The organism is Agrobacterium pusense (assembly GCF_900102105.1).
GTDB classification, from domain to species: domain Bacteria; phylum Pseudomonadota; class Alphaproteobacteria; order Rhizobiales; family Rhizobiaceae; genus Agrobacterium; species Agrobacterium pusense.
On the sequence record NZ_FNBB01000012.1, the window covers coordinates 1 to 17,499 of the forward strand.

General features: G+C 60.4%; 18 protein-coding genes. 9 read left to right on the top strand and 9 right to left on the bottom strand.

Annotated features, from left to right (window positions below; all coding sequences use genetic code 11):
* Window positions 1–144: 144 nt before the first annotated feature.
* The 3 genes from BLU28_RS21330 to BLU28_RS21340 are packed head-to-tail and all read left to right on the top strand — an operon-like array spanning window position 145 to window position 3,994.
* On the top strand, window positions 145–1,629 hold the full coding sequence (locus BLU28_RS21330) for a mannitol dehydrogenase family protein (protein WP_077986904.1): 1,485 nt from the start codon (window positions 145–147) through the stop codon (window positions 1,627–1,629).
* A gap of 7 nt (window positions 1,630–1,636) precedes the next feature.
* Window positions 1,637–2,356 (top strand): HAD family hydrolase, encoded by a 720-nt coding sequence (locus BLU28_RS21335; protein WP_077986905.1) that lies wholly within the window; start codon window positions 1,637–1,639, stop codon window positions 2,354–2,356.
* Window positions 2,357–2,416: 60 nt separating this feature from the next.
* Window positions 2,417–3,994 carry an FGGY-family carbohydrate kinase gene (locus BLU28_RS21340; RefSeq protein ID WP_077986906.1) on the top strand — a complete coding sequence of 526 codons (1,578 nt, stop codon included), beginning with the start codon at window positions 2,417–2,419 and terminating at the stop codon, window positions 3,992–3,994.
* Between the two features lie 103 nt (window positions 3,995–4,097).
* On the opposite strand, the gene BLU28_RS21345 is transcribed toward BLU28_RS21340, so the two are convergent.
* Window positions 4,098–4,931 (bottom strand): MurR/RpiR family transcriptional regulator, encoded by an 834-nt coding sequence (locus BLU28_RS21345; RefSeq protein WP_077986964.1) that lies wholly within the window; start codon window positions 4,929–4,931, stop codon window positions 4,098–4,100.
* A gap of 295 nt (window positions 4,932–5,226) precedes the next feature.
* Here BLU28_RS21345 and BLU28_RS21350 point away from each other — a divergent pair, with 295 nt between their 5' ends.
* Window positions 5,227–5,964 (top strand): sulfate transporter family protein, encoded by a 738-nt coding sequence (locus BLU28_RS21350; RefSeq protein ID WP_004445244.1) that lies wholly within the window; start codon window positions 5,227–5,229, stop codon window positions 5,962–5,964.
* Here BLU28_RS21350 and nth read toward each other — a convergent pair.
* Window positions 5,926–6,708, bottom strand: a complete 783-nt coding sequence (nth, locus tag BLU28_RS21355) for an endonuclease III (RefSeq protein WP_077986907.1) — start codon at window positions 6,706–6,708, stop codon at window positions 5,926–5,928. The genes BLU28_RS21350 and nth overlap by 39 nt on opposite strands.
* Before the next feature lie 37 nt (window positions 6,709–6,745).
* Here nth and BLU28_RS21360 point away from each other — a divergent pair, with 37 nt between their 5' ends.
* Entirely contained in the window at window positions 6,746–7,228 is a 483-nt protein-coding gene (locus BLU28_RS21360) for a DUF2244 domain-containing protein (protein WP_022562762.1), read from the top strand.
* A gap of 216 nt (window positions 7,229–7,444) precedes the next feature.
* Window positions 7,445–8,317: a methylated-DNA--[protein]-cysteine S-methyltransferase gene (locus BLU28_RS21365; protein WP_034496818.1), complete on the top strand. Its 873-nt coding sequence runs from the start codon at window positions 7,445–7,447 to the stop codon at window positions 8,315–8,317.
* A gap of 68 nt (window positions 8,318–8,385) precedes the next feature.
* On the opposite strand, the gene BLU28_RS21370 is transcribed toward BLU28_RS21365, so the two are convergent.
* Window positions 8,386–9,360, bottom strand: coding sequence for a sugar-binding transcriptional regulator (locus BLU28_RS21370; protein ID WP_175477719.1), 975 nt, complete (start codon window positions 9,358–9,360; stop codon window positions 8,386–8,388).
* Window positions 9,361–9,565: 205 nt separating this feature from the next.
* On the opposite strand from BLU28_RS21370, the gene tal reads away from it, so the two are divergent.
* Window positions 9,566–10,531, top strand: coding sequence for a transaldolase (gene tal, locus BLU28_RS21375; RefSeq protein WP_034496814.1), 966 nt, complete (start codon window positions 9,566–9,568; stop codon window positions 10,529–10,531).
* A 103-nt stretch (window positions 10,532–10,634) separates the two neighbouring features.
* Here tal and BLU28_RS21380 read toward each other — a convergent pair whose 3' ends face one another.
* Window positions 10,635–11,402, bottom strand: coding sequence for an IclR family transcriptional regulator (locus tag BLU28_RS21380; RefSeq protein ID WP_004445233.1), 768 nt, complete (start codon window positions 11,400–11,402; stop codon window positions 10,635–10,637).
* A 205-nt stretch (window positions 11,403–11,607) separates the two neighbouring features.
* Between BLU28_RS21380 and BLU28_RS21385 the strand changes: the two genes are divergently transcribed.
* A complete protein-coding gene (locus BLU28_RS21385) occupies window positions 11,608–12,339 on the top strand; it encodes an SDR family oxidoreductase (protein ID WP_077986909.1) in 732 nt (243 codons plus the stop codon).
* A gap of 56 nt (window positions 12,340–12,395) precedes the next feature.
* On the opposite strand, the gene BLU28_RS21390 is transcribed toward BLU28_RS21385, so the two are convergent.
* The 5 genes from BLU28_RS21390 to BLU28_RS21410 form a co-directional block, all read right to left on the bottom strand.
* Entirely contained in the window at window positions 12,396–12,569 is a 174-nt protein-coding gene (locus BLU28_RS21390; protein WP_003499086.1) for a DUF1328 domain-containing protein, read from the bottom strand.
* Between the two features lie 108 nt (window positions 12,570–12,677).
* A complete protein-coding gene (locus tag BLU28_RS21395) occupies window positions 12,678–13,532 on the bottom strand; it encodes a metal ABC transporter permease (RefSeq protein ID WP_077986910.1) in 855 nt (284 codons plus the stop codon).
* A complete protein-coding gene (locus BLU28_RS21400; protein WP_034496805.1) occupies window positions 13,529–14,389 on the bottom strand; it encodes a metal ABC transporter permease in 861 nt (286 codons plus the stop codon). The genes BLU28_RS21395 and BLU28_RS21400 overlap by 4 nt, the downstream gene beginning before the upstream one ends.
* Entirely contained in the window at window positions 14,382–15,278 is an 897-nt protein-coding gene (locus BLU28_RS21405; RefSeq protein WP_034496801.1) for a manganese/iron ABC transporter ATP-binding protein, read from the bottom strand. Before BLU28_RS21405 ends, BLU28_RS21400 begins: the two co-directional genes overlap by 8 nt.
* Window positions 15,275–16,165 carry a metal ABC transporter substrate-binding protein gene (locus BLU28_RS21410; RefSeq protein WP_022562754.1) on the bottom strand — a complete coding sequence of 297 codons (891 nt, stop codon included), beginning with the start codon at window positions 16,163–16,165 and terminating at the stop codon, window positions 15,275–15,277. Before BLU28_RS21410 ends, BLU28_RS21405 begins: the two co-directional genes overlap by 4 nt.
* 284 nt (window positions 16,166–16,449) lie before the next feature.
* Here BLU28_RS21410 and BLU28_RS21415 point away from each other — a divergent pair, with 284 nt between their 5' ends.
* Window positions 16,450–17,385, top strand: coding sequence for a hypothetical protein (locus BLU28_RS21415; RefSeq protein ID WP_153775763.1), 936 nt, complete (start codon window positions 16,450–16,452; stop codon window positions 17,383–17,385).
* Window positions 17,386–17,499: the final 114 nt, after the last annotated feature.

Sequence of the window (17,499 nt, forward strand, 5' to 3'; positions counted from 1 at the left end):
CGATGACAAGGGCAAAGCAATCTAGGCGGGGCTGGCCCTAAAGACGCAGCGGCTCGCCATTCGGTGGCGGCCGTTTGCAGATAGTCCGAATGCCCGCGACAGGGCGATTGGCAAGACCACCGTTTTCCCTTCGAGGATCATGACATGACATGCAAACTTTCCCTCACAACGCTTGACGACGCAAAAAAGACCGCGGCCGTTCCGTCCTACAGCCGGGACGATCTTTCTGCCGGCATCGTGCATTTCGGCGTTGGCAATTTCCACCGCGCCCATCAGGCGGTTTATCTCGACGACCTGTTCAACACCGGAGCGGACCATGACTTCGCGATCATCGGCGCGGGTGTCCTGCCGTCGGATACGGTGATGCGCGAAAAACTCGCCGCACAGGATTTCCTGACGACCGTTGTAGAGCAGGACAATAACCGCACCGGTGCGCGTGTCACCGGGCCGATGATCGATATTCTGCCGGTCGGCGACAGCGCGGCGATCGTCGAAAAACTGGCCGATCCGAAGATCCGCATCGTCTCCATGACGATCACGGAAGGCGGTTATTTCATTGACGCCTCCGGCTCCTTCAATCCGCAGCATCCGGCGATTGCCGAAGACGGCAGAAATCCGGCTTCGCCGAAAACCGTGTTCGGGCTGATCGTCGCCGGGCTGAAGGTGCGGCGCGACAGAGGCGTGCAGCCTTTCACCGTCATGTCCTGCGACAACATTCCGCATAATGGCAAGGTCACGAAAAATGCCGTGGTCGGGCTGGCGGCCCTGTCCGATCCGGCCTTTGCCAACTGGATTGGCGAAAACGTTGCCTTCCCCAATTCGATGGTCGACCGCATCACGCCAGCCACCGGCGAGCGCGAACGCAACATCGCCCGGGATGACTTCAACATCGACGACAACTGGCCGGTCTTCTGCGAAGAATTCAAGCAATGGGTGATGGAGGATAATTTCCCGGCGGGCCGCCCGGCGCTCGAGAAGGCGGGCGTGCAGTTCGTATCCGATGTTGCGCCCTATGAGCATATGAAAATCCGCATCCTCAATGGCGGCCATGCGGCAATCGCCTATCCTGCGGCGCTGCTCGACATCCACTTTGTCCACGAGGCGATGGAGCATCCGCTGATCCGGGCGTTTCTGGCAAAGCTCGAAAAGGAAGAGATCATACCGGTCATTCCGCCGGTGCCGGATACGGACCTCAATGAGTATTTCTCGCTGATCGAGCGGCGCTTTCTCAATCCGAAGATTGGCGACACCATTCCGCGTCTGGCGCAGGACGGTTCCAACCGCCAGCCGAAATTCATCCTGCCTTCCACCGCCGACCGGCTGGAGCGCGGAGAGGATATCATCGGTCTATCCCTTGTCTCGGCCTTGTGGTGCCGTTATTTTCAGGGCACCTCGGACAGCGGCAAGGAAATCGTCTTCAACGATGCCAGCGCCGAGCGCCTGCAGGCGGCGGCCATCAAGGCCAAGGACGATCCCATGGCCTTCCTCGCGCTTAACGATATTTTCGGAGCAGTTGCCGAATCGGAACTTTTCCGTAAACGCTTCGCCCACGCGCTGAAGACGCTGTGGCAAGAGGGTACAGCGAAGACCTTGCAGCTTTATCTGGATGACAAGCTGGCTGAAAAGTGACGATGAGATGGAAGACGACACCGGCCCCCTTTTGATTTTCGACTGCGACGGCGTTCTTGTCGACAGCGAGCCGGTTTCCATCTCCGTCCTCCTCGACATGCTCTCCCATCTGGGTGTGACGATGGGGGAGGAGGAAGCCTATGAGCGCTTTCTCGGCCGAAGCGTCGCCAGCATGACAAGGACGTTGTTCGAGGACTACGGTGTCGAGACGGATATCGATTTTCTCGATCATATGCGGGCGACGCTGTTCGAGCGCTTCAAAAGCGAGTTGCAGCCGATCGACGGCATTGCGCAGACGCTCGACAGGCTTGTGCCATTCAGGCGCTGTGTTGCTTCCTCCAGTCAGCCGGAACGTATCCGTTATTCACTGGGGCTGGCCGGCCTGATCGACAAATTCGAACCGCATGTCTTCAGCGCCACCATGGTGAAGAACGGCAAGCCGGCGCCTGATCTCTTCCTGCACGCGGCGCGCCAGATGGGCGTCGATCCGCGTCACTGCATCGTGATCGAGGACAGCCCGGCCGGTATTGCCGCGGCAAAGGCCGCCGGCATGGGCGTTTTTGCTTTTACCGGTGGTTCGCATGCCCGTTTTCCCGCATTCCGTGAAAAGATCGCCGGGCTTGGCGCGGATGCCGTGTTTGACGCGATGCCGGATTTGGTCCAACTTGTCGGCAGCTATGTGGGGAAGGGCGGTTTGGGCGGCCAAGCGGAACGTGATGCAGGCTAAAACGGATTTCGCCTGCCGCCGCTGTCGCCGGGCCGTTGCGCAAGGGATGGAATTGCAGTCTTGAAGCGTCAAAATCTCGTCGCTGTCGATGTCGGCACCGCCAGCGCCCGGGCCGGCATTTTCGATGCGGCCGGCCGGCTGCTTGCCCGCGCCACCCATCCGATCCTGATGCAGAGACCGCAGGAAAACCACGCCGAACATGATTCCACCGACATATGGAAGGCGGTCTGCATCGTGGTAAGGGCAGCGCTTGCCGAGGCGGGTGTTCCGCCGGAAAGCATTGCTGCAATCGGTTTCGATGCCACCTGCTCGCTCGTCATCCGCGATGGGCGGGGTGAGCCGGTTTCGGTATCCGTGACCGGGGAAGACCGGTTCGACACCATCGTCTGGCTCGATCACCGGGCGATATCGGAGGCCGACCGGCTGACGGCATCGGGACACCGGGTGCTGGATTTCGCCGGCAACAGCGTCTCGCCGGAAATGCAGATGCCGAAGCTGATGTGGCTGAAGCAGCATATGCCCGAGAGCTGGTCGCGCATATCCTTCGCCTTCGATCTGGCGGATTTCCTGACGTGGAAAGCGACCGGTTCAGCAAAACGTTCAAATTGCACGCAGACGGCGAAGTGGAATTTTCTTGCGCAGGAAAATCCCGGCTGGCAGGCGGATTATCTCGAACTGGCGGGGCTTGCCGACTTGAGAGAGCGGGCAGGGCTCCCCGAAACCACCGTGATGCCGGGAGAAAGCATCGGCCCGCTTTCGCCCGAAGCTGCAGCCGAGCTTGGTCTCGACACCGGTTGTCAGGTCGCTGCGGGCATGATCGACGCCTATGCCGGCGCGCTGGGGGCGCTGGGCGGATGCCTGTCTGCCGATGTTGGCCGCCATGTTGCGCTGATCGCCGGGACTTCGAGCTGCCTTGTTGCGGTGTCGGAGCGGCAGATGCCCGGCCATAGCCTCTGGGGCCCCTATTGGCAGGCGATCCTGCCCGGGCACTGGCTGGTGGAGGGCGGGCAATCGGCCACCGGCGCGCTGCTCGATCATATGGTACGCATGCATGCAGCGGGCGGGGAGCCGGATACGGCGCTGCATGCCCGCATCGTTGCGCGGGTAACGGAATTGCGGGCGCTTGAGGGCGAGGCCTTTGCCGAGCGGCTGCATGTGCTGCCGGATTTTCACGGCAACCGCTCCCCGCTTGCCGATCCGCACGCCGTCGGCGTCATCAGCGGGCTGACATTGGATACGTCTTTCGACAGTCTCTGCCGTCTCTATTGGCGCACCGCCGTCGCGATTGCGCTCGGCGCGCGCCATGTGCTCGATGCGATGGAGCGTTTTGGTTATGCCGTGGAGAGCCTGCATGTCACTGGCGGACATGTGAAAAACCCGCTGCTGATGGAGCTTTATGCCGATGTGACCGGCAAGCGCATCGTGGTTCCCGCCACCGCCGATGCGGTGTTACTGGGCACGGCAATGACAGCGGCAACCGCCGGCGGGGTGCATGCAAGCCTCGCGGCTGCTGGCGCCGCCATGTATCCCGGCAACGCGGAAATATCAGGCGATCCGGCGCGGGGACCACGTTATGAGCGGGATTATCGCCGTTTTCTCGCCATGTACCGGCATCGTCAGGAGCTGGAAAGTCTTTGACTTATCAGCGCGGAATTTTTGCTGACGGATGCCGCGCGATTCTTCTCCTGCGGGAGAAAAAACAGGTGGTGGCCACTCGATCCTGCCGCCTGCCAAGCGCAGATCAGCCGCGTAGCGAGCGCTTCAGCGCGGCAAAGTTTTTCGCCCGCGCTTTTGTTGCGTCATCGGCCCCGGCGCTTAGTGCGCAGAGGGTGAATTCCAGCAGGGAAACCAGTTGCAGCAAGCCTTGGCCGCCATTTTGCGCCTGCGGCATGGCGAGACAGAGGTCGGCACTTTCCGGGCCCCATTCGTAAAAGCGCGTGGTGATCAGCAACGTGCGGTAGCCGCTCTTGCGCGCCATTGCAGAAAGCCGCTGCAGCGGTGACAGGCTGCCGCCGCAATCCATGATGACGAGCAGGGTCTTCGCGGCGTCGAAATCCCACAGGGCAACATAGGCGGCGCTGTCGCTGCCGAGATAATGGATGTGCCCCCGGCTTTCGAGAAGACGCGCGTAGAAATGCCGCCCGGCATCGAGACCTTCCGGCGAGGTTGCCAGAAAGACATCGCCCGCCGTGGCGATCTCGTTCATGGCAAGCCGCCAGATTGACTGGGACGTCATGTCGAAGGCGGTCTGGACGGCCTGGATCTGCTGCGAAAGAAGCTGTGAAAACGGGTTGGACTGGCGTTCGCCGCCTTCCGCCGTTGCGGGCTGGTCCGCGCCGGCGGTTTCTTCGGCATGGCGCAGATCGGCGCGGATATCGCTGAACTGCCGGTATCCCAGCGAGCGCAGGAAACGTCCGACCGTCATCGGGCTGAGGCCGAGCTTCGCAGCCAGCGTCTGCGCCGTCTCGAACGGTAATTCGTCGAGATGTTCGATCAGATATTTGGCGATCTTGCGCTCGGAAGGGGTGCCTGCCTTCATGGCGCGCGTAAGGTTCAACAGCAGCTTTTCCACCAACGCCTCATTCTTATCTTTATTGAACGATGATGCATGCGCGCGCGCAAACAAGCGTGCGAACCGCAATTTGACGGTGGGGGATAGCTTTTCCGGCCTTGTCCTCCACCGGACCGGAATGCGAATTATGATAGGTATATTATTATATTTTAGAGATACCTTTTATTCAAGAGAAATTCCATCTCCGGTTTAGATCGCGCTAATCTACCTTTTGGGTCCCAGTCTTGCGCAGGATGGGGTCATTGCCTATCTCCTCCTGAGAGAGTGCCCCAACCCGAGAAGCTTCAAGGAGTTCCGAATGATTTTTGATGCGGCGCGGCTCGCCTTCCAAAATCTCTTTGCCGCCGAAACCCGGTCGGTATTCTGGAAGGTACTGGGGCTCACCCTTCTCGTGCTCGCGGCCCTGTGGTTCGCCATCCGCTCGATCTTCATCTATTTCGCCCTGCCATGGATAGACGCGCTGATTCCCGGCGTGCCGGACTGGGCGGGCTGGCTGAGCTTCGTTTTCGCCATTTTCGCCGGAATAGGGCTGGCTTTGGCACTGGCGCTGCTCATCTCGCCGGTCACTGCCGTCATCGCCGGCCTGTTTCTCGACGATGTCGCCGAAGTGGTTGAAAAAAAGAGCTATCCGGACGATCCGCCCGGCAAGGCGATGCCGATGGGCGAGGCCGTGCTCTCCTCCATCAAGTTTTTCGGCGTTGTCATTGCCGGCAACCTCATTGCGCTTTTTCTGCTGCTTGTTCCCGGTATCAACCTCATCGCGTTTTTTCTAGTGAACGGTTACCTGCTCGGCCGGGAATTCTTCGAATTCGCGGCGATGCGTTTCCGCTCGCCCGCTGACGCCCGGCTGTTCCGGGTAAAACACCGCACCACCGTCTTCATGGCCGGGCTGGTCATTGCGGCCTTTCTGGCGGTTCCATTCCTCAACCTGCTGACGCCGCTTTTTGCGGCCTCCATGATGGTGCATCTGCACAAGGCTGTCAGCCGCCGCGACCCTTCATTCGCCGCCAGCCGAACCGAACAGCTGCGCGGGTAATTCCACCAGCGGCGCCGGAATATCGAAGGTCTTTTCCGGCGATTTGCAGATATCGGCAATCACGCAACGCTCGCATTCCGGCTTGCGTGCCTTGCAGCAGTAACGCCCGTGCAGGATCAGCCAGTGATGCGCATGGAACAGATATTCTTTAGGAATGATGCGGATCAGCCGGTCTTCAACCTCGTCAGGGGTCTTGCCCGGCGCAAGACAGAGCCGGTTGGCGATGCGGAACACATGTGTGTCCACCGCAAGCGTGGGCACGCCGAAGGCCATCGACATCACCACATTGGCCGTCTTGCGGCCCACACCGGGAAGCGTCACCAGTTCGTCGCGGGTCTTCGGCACCTCGCCGCCGAAATTGTCGATCAGCATCTGCGACAGGGCAATGACGTTCTTCGCCTTGTTACGGTAAAGCCCGATGGTCTTGATGTAACCGATCAGTTCTTCCTCGCCGAGCGCCAGCATCTTTTCCGGCGTATCGGCCACCCTGAACAGCGCGCGGGTGGCCCGGTTCACGCCCACATCGGTCGCCTGTGCGGACAGCGCCACAGCCACCAGCAGGGTGAAGGGATTGGTATGTTCCAGCTCGCCTTTCGGTTCCGGCCGCTGGATGGAAAAGCGGCGGAAGATTTCGCTGAGCTCCTCCCTGGAATAGGCCGTCTTCACCCGCGCCGGCCTGCGCGCGGCTGCCGGATTTGACTTTTTCAAGGTTTGGGTGCTGGATCGTTTCTTGGCGATTGTCATGGATTATCTATAGCCAGCCCGCTCAAAGGAAAGCAACGTGGATACGCTCAACGACCAGCCGATTTTCGCGGCGGAACTCGTTCCGCACCGTTCGCTTGGCCGCCGCGGTTTCCGGCTGCTTCTCATCCTGTCGGGATTTGCCTGCCTGATCTATGGCGGCTTTTTCTTCGCCACTGGAGCGTGGCCGATCGGCCTGTTTTTCGGACTGGATTTTCTGCTGCTTTATATCGCTTTCCGCGCCAATTACCGGGCGGCCAAGGCGCGGGAGGAGGTCAGCGTCTCGCGCACCAGCCTGTCGATCCGAAAATTCTCCCCTGCCGGACGAATGGTGGAGCATCGCTTCAATCCGTTCTGGGCGCGTTTCAGGGTGAGGCGGCATGACGAGATCGGCATCGTCTCGATGCATGTGACGGGCGAGGGCCGGGCGACCGACATCGGCTCGTTCCTCAATCCGGATGATCGGGAAAGCTTTGCCAAGGCGTTTGGCGGTGCGCTGGCGACGGTGCGGCGGCGGATGTAAGAGGATAATCCAGCTCTCCCTCCGTCATTCCGGCCTGAGCCGGAATCCAGCCGACGCGCGTCGGCGCGGCGGAAAAGACTCCTTTCAGCCCAAGGACTTGGGCTGGCTGGATATCGGCTCGAGGCCGGTATGACGGTAGAAATGGAGCAGGGCGCAAGAAACGGGTGGAGACGACCACACTTTAATGGTTTTCTCTTGTGCGTTAGGAGATTTGCGATGAACGCCAATATTGCGCTGAACGAAGACATCACCCCCATCGGATCCGATTACGACACGGTGCGCGGGGTCATCGAGCTTTTGACGCTGGATTATCGCGAGCAGCCCTCCCTCGAAGCCATTGCCGCAAGGCTCGGCCAGTCACCGACGCAATTGCAGAAGACTTTCACCCGCTGGGCCGGCCTTTCGCCCAAGGCATTCCTTCAGGCTGTAACGCTCGATCATGCCAAGCGGCTTTTGCGCGAGGAGGATCTGCCGCTGCTCGAAACCTCGATCGAGGTCGGCATGTCGGGGCCGGGACGCCTGCACGACCTCTTCGTCACGCATGAAGCCATGTCGCCCGGCGAATGGAAGGCGAAGGGCGGCGGGCTGACGATCCGTTACGGGTTCCACGCCTCGCCCTTCGGTCTTGCGCTGGTCATGGTGACCGATCGTGGCCTTGCCGGCTGCGCTTTTGCCGATCCGGGTGAGGAGAGGGCCTGTTTTGAGGACATGGCCGGCCGCTGGCCGAATGCGGATTATGTCGAGGATCGCGAAGCGACCGCGCCTTATGCCGCCCGTATCTTCGATCCGTCCATGTGGTCGGCGGACAGGCCGCTGCGTGTTGTGCTGCTTGGCACGGATTTTCAGGTGCGGGTATGGGAAAGCCTCCTCAAAATCCCGATGGGCCGCGCGGTCACCTATTCGCACATCGCCTGTGATATCGGCCAGCCCACCGCCTCCCGTGCCGTGGGTGCCGCAGTGGGGGCAAACCCGGTGTCCTTCGTCGTTCCCTGCCATCGCGCTGTCGGCAAAAGCGGGGCTCTAACGGGTTACCATTGGGGCCTCACCCGCAAGCGGGCGATGCTGGGTTGGGAAACGGGGAAGGTGTGAGGCTGTCTCTCTCATCCCTGTGCTTGTCACAGGAAAGAGGGGTGTCTGAGTAGGCTGCCTGACAACGCCTAAACCAGCTCCATCAACGCCCGCGCCGCCGCCTCGTCCGTTATCAGCGTATTGCAGCCGATCCGCTTGATCGTGGCGCGGATGGCGATGGCGCGGTGGGCGCCGCCGGAGGCAAGCACGATGTGTTTGGCCTTGCGCAGCGTGTCGAGATCGATCGCCATGGCGCGCTGGTTGATTGGGTGGTCGACCGAGCGGCCCTCGGCATCGATGAAGTTGAACATGGTGTCGCAGACGCAGCCGGCGTCAATGAGTTCGCGCAGCGTCTCCCTGGAGATGAAACCTTCCGACAAAGATGTGGAGTGCGGGCCGATATCGCCGCAGGAGACGATGGCAAGATCGAGCGTTTCGGCGAGATCGTACAGCGTTGCAAGCCCGCATTTTTCGATCAGCGCCCGTTTGGTCTCAACCGAATCCACCAGCAGCGGTGCGAGGAACATGTAACATTCAGCGCCGAGCGCGCTCGCCAGCCGCCAGGTGTAATCGAGCGGGTTGGTCTGGTGCACGGCGACGATACCGCCGAGCAGCGAAACGACCTTGCAGTTCTCCCGGCGCGGCGGGCGGAAGCTGGAAAGCGAGGCGGTCATGGTGCGACCCCAGCCAACGCCGATGGTGGCGCCATTCGGCACCGCTTCGGAGAGGAACTGCCCGAGCGCCAGCCCGACGGCCTTGGCGGTGCCTTCGGCACTGGCTTTGTCTGGAGAGGGGATGATCACGGCCTCGTCCAGCCCGTAAGCCGCCTCAAGCTGGCCGGCCAGCGAGACGAAATCTTCGATACCCTCATTGATCCATATCTGCACTTCGGAGCGCTTCATCGCTTCGTCCAGCAGGCGTATGACGGTGGAGCGGCTGATACCCAGTCTTTCGGCGACGTCCTTCTGCGTCATGCCCTGATTATAATAGAGCCATGCCGCCCGCAGCCGCAGCGAAGCCGCTTCCGAATAGGCCGTATGGGTTTCTCTTCTCAGTTTTGCCACGGTTTCCGCCATTCATTGTGTTCGCCGAGTATCGCAGGCATGAAACTTATGTCAATTGCGATGCGCAAATGTCTTGACTTTCGACCGTGCCGCTTGCGATAGTCGGAGCCGACGAAACCGCGATTTCGGCCTTGGGCGCACCCATGGTGCGGGAACGAAATGACGGCTGAGCAAGTTTTCAAGAGATCATGAAGGATCATTCGATATGACATCCAAACTCGAACAACTTCGCGCCATCACCACGGTCGTTGCCGACACCGGCGATATCGAGGCGGTTGCCCGCCTGAAGCCGGTGGATTGCACCACCAACCCGACCATCGTTCTGAAGGCGCTTGGCACGCCGGCATTTGCCGATGCGGTCAAGGAAGCCGTCGCCTGGGGCAAGAAGCAGGGCGGTCAGTCCGACGCCGTTGTTGCCGCCGTTGCCGATCGACTGGCCATCTCCGTGGGTGCAGCGCTTGCCGGCCTCGTGCCGGGCCGCGTATCGACCGAAGTCGATGCCGACCTTTCATTCGATACCGAAGCCTCCATCACGAAGGCCCGCCACATCATTGCCGCCTACAAGGAGCGCGGCATCGAGCGTGAACGCATCCTCATCAAGCTTGCTTCCACCTGGGAAGGCATCAAGGCTGCCGAAGTGCTGCAGTCCGAAGGCATCGACTGCAACCTGACGCTCCTTTTCTCGCAGGCTCAGGCGATTGCCTGCGCCGAAGCCAAGGTCTTCCTCATTTCGCCCTTCGTCGGCCGTATCCTTGACTGGTACAAGAAGTCGACCGGCGAAAACTACACCGCCGAGACCGATCCGGGCGTCGTTTCCGTGCGCAGCATCTACAACTACTACAAGGCCAATGGCATCAGCACCGTCGTCATGGGCGCGTCCTTCCGCAACGTCGGCGAAATCGAAGCGCTTGCCGGTTGCGACCGCCTGACGATCAGCCCGGCGCTGCTGGAAGAGCTGGACAAGGATACCGGCAAGCTGGAGCGCAAGCTTTCGGCAGAAAACGTCAAGGCCGAGCCGCTGCAGTCGCTGGACGAGAAGGCATTCCGCTGGGCGCTGAACGAAGACGCAATGGCTACCGAGAAGCTCTCGGAAGGTATCCGCCTCTTCGCCAAGGATCTGGTGACGCTGCGCGAAATGGTGCGCAAGGAACTGACGGCCGCCGCCGCCTGACGAAAAAAGGGGGAACCATCCGCGTTCCCCCGACGTTTACGAGACATAAATCTCCAGTCAACTGAAACGCGATCGGGTCCCTGCCGGTCGCGTTTTTTTGTGCTCAGATGGTGCCCGTCACGATCTCGGAGATACGTTTTGCTGCCTCGCGGATCAACACCTCGCAGGCCTCGCGTGTGGGCGCCTTGCCGCCAAGAGGGGTAATATAGGGGCAGGTGATCACGGCCAGCGCGGTGCCATCGAGCGTCAGCACCGGAGCGGAAATATTGCGGACACCGGCGGTTTGGAGGCTGTCCATGGATTCGAAGCCGTTCTTGCGCACCTCTGCCAGCCGATCGGCAAGACCGTGCGGTATGGTCTCGCCGCTGCCGCGCACCTGTTCGGTTATCATGATCTGGCGCTGCGCTTCTGTCTGGAAGGCCAGAAGCACGTGGCCCGAGCCGGTGTGGAACAGGCTCATCTGCGCGCCGACACGCATGGACATGGCCCAGTAGGTGGATGATTCCTGTTGGGCGATGACCACAACGCTGCCGCGATCATGGACCGCCAGATGGCAGGCCTGCTCCGCACTCGCCGAAAAATCGCGCATGACAGGGGCCGCGAAGGAAACCAGCCGGCGGATCGGCGCATGGAAATGCGCCAGCCCGAACATTTTCAGCGTCAAAGAGAATCGATCGCCGTCAAGCCGCTGCACATAACCCCGGCGCACCAGCCGGTCCAGCATGCGGTAAAGCTCGTTGGGGCTCTTTCCGATGGACTTGGCGATCTCGATCTGTGTCAGCCCGCCATCGGTGCGGGCCAGAAGTTCGAGAATGTCCAGGCCCTTGTCGAGGGCGGGAGCGCGATATCTTTCGCTGTCGTCGTCAGTCATCTGGCCTCGATGATGATGGTGTGTATGGTCGCCGGCGCCGGGCTGGGCCTGAAAATAGGCTTGCCCTATACCGGCCGTCCACGCAAGTTTGCTTGACGCCATATGAGTACCGCGTTTACATATGAATTGTCGATCCATATTTGAGATCACTGAAATTCAACGGCTCGGCCCCGGCAGGCGGGCGTGCCTTAGCGGGAGGCTATTCATGGTGCAGGATTTTAACGGCCGGACAGTGGTGATCACCGCGGCCGGTCAGGGTATCGGGCGGGCGGCGGCAGAGCGGTTCGTGTCGCTCGGGGCGCGCGTCATCGCCACCGATATCAATGAGCAGGCGCTTTCTACGCTCAAGGGGGCAGAGACGCGGGTCCTGAACGTGCTCGACGGCGATGGCGTAAAAGATTTTGCCGCCGATATCGGCCATGCGGATGTGCTGTTCAACTGCGCCGGTTTTGTTCATTCCGGCACCATCCTCGAGTGTGAGGAGAAGGACTGGGATTTCTCCTTCGACCTCAACACAAAGGCCATGTACCGTACCTGCCGCGCTTTCCTGCCCAGCATGCTGGAGAAGGGCAAGGGCGCAATCGTCAACATGTCCTCGGTTGCTTCCAGCGTAAAGGGCGTGCCAAACCGGTTTGCCTACACCGCTTCCAAGGCCGCCGTTGTGGGCCTGACCAAGGCGATCGCGGCGGACTTCGTGACAAAGGGCATTCGTTGCAACGCCATCTGCCCCGGAACGGTGGATAGCCCTTCGCTGCACGATCGTCTGCGCGCCACCGGCAATTACGAACAGGCTCTTGCAGATTTCATCGCGCGCCAGCCTATGGGCCGCATCGCCACGCCGGAAGAGATCGCAGCGCTCGTCACCTACCTCGCGTCAGACGAAGCAGGTTTCACCACCGGCCAGATCCATGTCATTGATGGCGGCTGGACGGGCTGACGGATTTCAAGGGAGAGAGGAGGGCGACCGGCGTGACAACCGGTCGCCTTTTTCATTCAGACGACGGCGCTTCCGGCCATCAGTGCAAGCACGAGGAAGACCAGGAAGATCACCACGGCGATGAAGAACAGAATGCGGGCCACGCCGGCTGCGGCTGCCGAAATGCCGGTAAAGCCGAACACGCCTGCGATCAAAGAAATGACAAAGAAAATAAGAGCCCATTTAAGCATGGCGCTTCCCCTTTTGCGAAATTTTCCCGAGCCGCCGCCCCGCGACAGGCTCGATAAAATGACGCGCAAAAGGAGAAAATGTTCCACGCGCCCGTAAAAATCGTTCTTTTATATTGCCGTCTCACGGGCCGTGTCGGTACGGCGGGTTTTCCAGATGGTGCGGACGAATGTCGCGACGAAGGTGACGCTCATGAAGAGCACGATCGTGGGGGCGGGAGCGCTGTCGATCAGGAAACTCAGCCATATGCCCGCAAGCGACGAGGCGACCGCCACCGCAATGGCCACCAGCAGCATGGCGGAAAAACGCCGGGTCAGCAGGAAGGCGATTGCGCCCGGTGCGACGAGCATGGCGACGGAGAGAATGATGCCAACCGCCTTCAGCGCGCCGACGACGGTGAGCGACAGCACCATCAGCAGGCCATAATGCAGCACACGCACGGGCAGGCCGATGGCTCTTGCATGTTGCGCATCGAAGGCGTTGACCAGCAGGTCCTTGCGCAGGATGCCGAGAAACAGGGTGGCGAAAAGCGCGATCACGCCCGTCTCCAGCATGTCCAAGGGCGCGATGCCGAGCATGTCGCCGAAGAGGATATGGTCGAGATGTACGTCGCTCTGCACCTTCACGTAAAGCACCAGTCCCAGCCCGAACATGCCGGAAAAGACGATGCCGAGCACCGTATCCTCCTTGATGCGGCTGTTTTCCTTGATGAAACCGGTGCCGAGGGCACATATCATGCCCGCGATGAAGGCTCCGATGGAAAGCGGGATGCCAACGATATAGGCCACCACCACGCCAGGCAGCACGGCATGGGAAACGGCGTCCCCCATCAGCGACCAGCCCTTCAGCACCAGAAAACAGGAGAGCATTGCCATGGGCATCGCGATCATCAGCGTGATCAGGAAGGCATATTGCATGAAAGGCAGTTGAAACGGCAGTATGGCCAGTTCGAGATATTCACTCATGGCGTTTCCTCCAGCGCCCTGCGCGCCTTGGCGCGCGAGGCGAGCAGGCCGTGTTTGGGTGCAAAGACGAAGGCGGCAAGGAAGATCGCCGTCTGTAGCACCACGATGACGCCGCCGGTCGCGCCGTCGAGAAAATAGCTGAGATAGGCGCCGATGAAGCTGGTGGCCGCGCCGATGATGAGGCTCATCAGGATCAGCCGCTCGAAACGGTCGGTCAGGAGATAGGCAGTAGCGCCCGGCGTCACCACCATGGCGACGACGAGGAAAGCGCCGACAGTCTGTAGGGCGGCAACCGTGGAAGCGGCCAGCAGGGTGAAGAAGATCACCTTCAGCACTTCCGGTTTCAGCCCCACGGTGCGGGCGTGGTTCTCATCGAAGAACACCACCATGAAGTCGCGCCATTTCAGCGAAAGCACAAGGAGGCTGATACCGCCGATCAAAGCCAGCTGGATGGTGTCTTCAGCAGTGATGGCGAGGATATTGCCTAGCACGATGGTCTGGATATTCACCGAGGTCGGCGAGAGCGATACCATGAACAGGCCAAGCCCGAAAAACGAGGTGAAGATCAGGCCGATGATCGCATCTTCCTTGAGCCGTGTCTTCTGGTTCAGAAACAGCATGGACCCGGCCGCCAACCCGCCGGAGAGAAACGCGCCGAGCGAAAAGGGCAGGCCAAGCATATAGGCTCCGGCAACCCCGGGAACGATGGCATGGGAAAGCGCATCGCCGATCAATGACCAGCCCTTCAGCATCAGATAGGCCGAGAGAAAGCCGCAGACACCACCCACCAGTGCGCTGACCCAGATGGCGTTCAACATGTAACCATAGGTGAAAGGCTCAAGAAGGGTGTCAATCATCGGCTTTCTCTTTCGGAGCCTCAGAATCGCGCCTGTCCTGGCCATTTTTGCCGTAGATCACGAAGGGCCGCTCGTCATCGGTTATGACCTTCAGGCGGCGCGGATCGGCGTCGCTATGCAGGTCTGCCCCGCCGAGAACGAAGTGGCGCAGGCTGCCGCCGAAAGCCCTTTGCAGGTTTTCCTCTGTAAAGGTGTCGCTTGTTTTGCCCGACGCCAGAACCGTACCCTTGACGAAGACGGCGCGGTCGCAGAATTCCGGAACGCTGCCAAGATTGTGGGTGGAGACCAGCATGACGCGGCCCTCGTCGCGCAGTGCCTTCAAAAGCGCGACGATCTGCTCCTCCGTCGTCACGTCGACACCGGTGAAAGGTTCGTCCAGCAGAATCACCTGCCCTTCCTGCGCCAGCGCGCGAGCCAGAAACACTCGCTTCTTCTGCCCGCCGGAGAGTTCGCCGATCTGGCGCTTGCGATAATCGAGCATGTTGACGCGTTTCAGCGCCTCTTCCACCATCTGGTGATCGCGCTTCGAGGGGATGCGCAGGAAATTCATGTGGCCATAACGGCCCATCATCACCACGTCCTCCACCAGCACCGGAAAGCTCCAGTCCACCTCTTCCGCCTGCGGCACGTAAGCGACGAGGTTTTTCTTCAGCGCCTCCTTCACCGGCAGATCGAAGATCGAGACGGAACCGGCGGCCAAAGGAACGAAACCCATGATCGCCTTGAAAATCGTGGACTTGCCGGCGCCGTTGACGCCGACAAGTGCCGTGATCGTTCCGCGGGGAATGGAGAAGCTGGCATCTTTTAATGCGGTGTGGCCGTTGCGATAGGTCACTGTCGCATTTTGAACCGTCAGGCCGCCGCCTGATTTTTTACTCCCCATTCTCATGAAGACAGTCCCTTGGCGATGGTTTCGCTCGTCACACGCAGCAGGTCCAGGTAAGTCGGGACGGGACCATCAGCCTCGCTCAGCGAATCCACATAGAGAATGCCGCCATAGGCCGCACCGGTTTCCTTGGCCACCTGCTGGGCGGGATCGGCGGAAACGGTGCTTTCGCTGAAGATGACGTGGATATTATGCTCGCGCATGGCGTCGATCACACCCCGAACCTGCTGGGGCGTGCCCTGACTGTCGGCGTTGACCGGCCAGAGGAACAATTCCTTCAGGCCGAAATCGCGGGCGAGATAAGAAAAGGCGCCTTCACTCGTCACCAACCAGCGCTTGTTTTCCGGAAGGGCCGAAAGTTCATTGCGGATCGGCTGCACCGTGGCCCTGATCCTGTCCGAATAAGCCTTGGCATTGGCGGCGTAGACATCGGCGTGGGCGGGGTCGATCTCGCTCAGGCCCTTGCGAATATTTTCGACGTAGATCAAGGCGTTATCGGGAGACATCCAGGCGTGCGGATTGGGCTTGCCCTGATAGGCGCCGCCGCTGATCGCCATCGGCTTCACACCATCGCTCACCGTCACATCAGGCACGCCGGAGAGGTTAGTCAGGAATTTCTCGAACCACAATTCCAGATTGAGTCCGTTGCGCAGCACCAGATCGGCCTTGCGGGCCTTCAGAATGTCGCGGGGCGTCGGCTGGTAATTGTGGATTTCCGCGCCGGGCTTGGTGATGCTTTCCACCTCGGCCGCGTCACCCGCTACGTTGCGCGCCATATCGGCGATGATGGTGAAGGTGGTCACGACAACAGGTTTTTCCTGGGCAAGGGCGACGCCCGGAAGAAAAAGCGAGAAAGCGAAAATGGCGTGGCGGAATTTTTGGACGTTCACGTGCTCACCAGATTTTGTTGCGACTAATTCGCAATACCATCTGTTATAAAATCACCTTTGTCAACGCTATTGCAAATCATTCGCAAATCTTGAGATTTCTGAAATGTCCGAAAATGATGCGCTTTTGCGGGTATCTTGCCTGCGGGATTAAACTTTTTTCAATGAGAAAGCGGCACTATCGGAAGGCTCGGACAGCGTGGTCCGAAGCTTATCCCGCGTGTGTTCCTCATCCTTCGAGCCACGTTTCCGGGGTGAGGGCGAGAGGCGGGGTACTTGATGTCAGGATGTTGCGGGTGAAAGCTGTATTCGGACGAATGCGGTTTTCGCGCAAGCTCGTTATGATTGGAGGCGGGATCCTGCTTTTGGCAGGCGCGACCGGTTCCGCTGCCGTGTTCATCGGCAGCGAGCGGCTGCTTGGCCCATCCTATGCCTCCACCAACGGGCTTTCCTGCGACGCAGTCCAGACAGTGAATATCCGCAAGAACGGCTCGCTATGGGTACGCAAGTTCATTCGCACCGAAGGCGGAGACGGCACGGAGCGGTTGAAAACCGCCCTGCGCGTCGCCAAAGCGGTTTATGACAAACAGAAGCCCGATCTGGTTCAGGTCTCCGTGCTTGACAGGAACGGCCCGCAGCTGCGCTCGGAAATGCGTGGCCGGGCCATTGCCGCACAGGTGGTCTTCATTCCGGATCCGGCGAAAATTCCCGAGGGCGCCGAGGCCCGCCGTTATTCAGCCTTCTATTATGACGGCGCAGCAAATGGCAGCGGCCAGTTTTACGGTCTGCGCATCGATCTGCCGCTTGAAGATACCGAAGCCATGGCTGCCAGCCTCAGCGACTTCGCCGATTGTGCGACGCCGGTTGCGGAGCCGGAAGCGGGCGGCCACGAGGGCAAGTCCGCCAAAGGTCACGGCGAAAGCAAGGGCGGGGCCAGCGGCGAACATGACGCTGCGCCAACGGAGCCCGGCCATGGCGAAACTGCTCCGGAAGCACATGACGAAACTCCGTCTCCCGAAGCGCATGGTGAGACCGTGACCGACGAGCTTCTGACCTCGACACCGGAAGCCGAGGGCAGCAGCATCTTCAGCCTGTCCTATCTGAAGTCACTGATCTTCGGAAAAGGCTCGACCACCGCGCAGGCGGCGGAGGAAAAACCGATGGACGGAGAGGCGGCGGTGGCAGAGGAAGCTGCTGGCGAAAAGGCCAAGGCGGGGCATTGAGAGGGATTCGGCTGTTGCCGATGCGTTCCTGTTTCATGCCGGCGGCATGTTCCGCCGACGCTGCCTTGTCATGCTTGCGCGACGTCATCCTTGGGCTTGTCCCACGCCTCTAAG

What these genes read in the sequence shown, in the direction of transcription:
- BLU28_RS21380 (WP_004445233.1), bottom strand. Translation starts at nt 11,402, where the DNA reads ATGACTGACGACGACAGCGAAAGATATCGCGCTCCCGCCCTCGACAAG.
- tal (WP_034496814.1), top strand. Translation starts at nt 9,566, where the DNA reads ATGACATCCAAACTCGAACAACTTCGCGCCATCACCACGGTCGTTGCC.
- BLU28_RS21390 (WP_003499086.1), bottom strand. Translation starts at nt 12,569, where the DNA reads ATGCTTAAATGGGCTCTTATTTTCTTTGTCATTTCTTTGATCGCAGGC.
- BLU28_RS21395 (WP_077986910.1), bottom strand. Translation starts at nt 13,532, where the DNA reads ATGAGTGAATATCTCGAACTGGCCATACTGCCGTTTCAACTGCCTTTC.
- BLU28_RS21415 (WP_153775763.1), top strand. Translation starts at nt 16,450, where the DNA reads ATGTTGCGGGTGAAAGCTGTATTCGGACGAATGCGGTTTTCGCGCAAG.
- BLU28_RS21350 (WP_004445244.1), top strand. Translation starts at nt 5,227, where the DNA reads ATGATTTTTGATGCGGCGCGGCTCGCCTTCCAAAATCTCTTTGCCGCC.
- BLU28_RS21400 (WP_034496805.1), bottom strand. Translation starts at nt 14,389, where the DNA reads ATGATTGACACCCTTCTTGAGCCTTTCACCTATGGTTACATGTTGAAC.
- BLU28_RS21335 (WP_077986905.1), top strand. Translation starts at nt 1,637, where the DNA reads ATGGAAGACGACACCGGCCCCCTTTTGATTTTCGACTGCGACGGCGTT.
- BLU28_RS21330 (WP_077986904.1), top strand. Translation starts at nt 145, where the DNA reads ATGACATGCAAACTTTCCCTCACAACGCTTGACGACGCAAAAAAGACC.
- BLU28_RS21385 (WP_077986909.1), top strand. Translation starts at nt 11,608, where the DNA reads ATGGTGCAGGATTTTAACGGCCGGACAGTGGTGATCACCGCGGCCGGT.
- nth (WP_077986907.1), bottom strand. Translation starts at nt 6,708, where the DNA reads ATGACAATCGCCAAGAAACGATCCAGCACCCAAACCTTGAAAAAGTCA.
- BLU28_RS21405 (WP_034496801.1), bottom strand. Translation starts at nt 15,278, where the DNA reads ATGAGAATGGGGAGTAAAAAATCAGGCGGCGGCCTGACGGTTCAAAAT.
- BLU28_RS21365 (WP_034496818.1), top strand. Translation starts at nt 7,445, where the DNA reads ATGAACGCCAATATTGCGCTGAACGAAGACATCACCCCCATCGGATCC.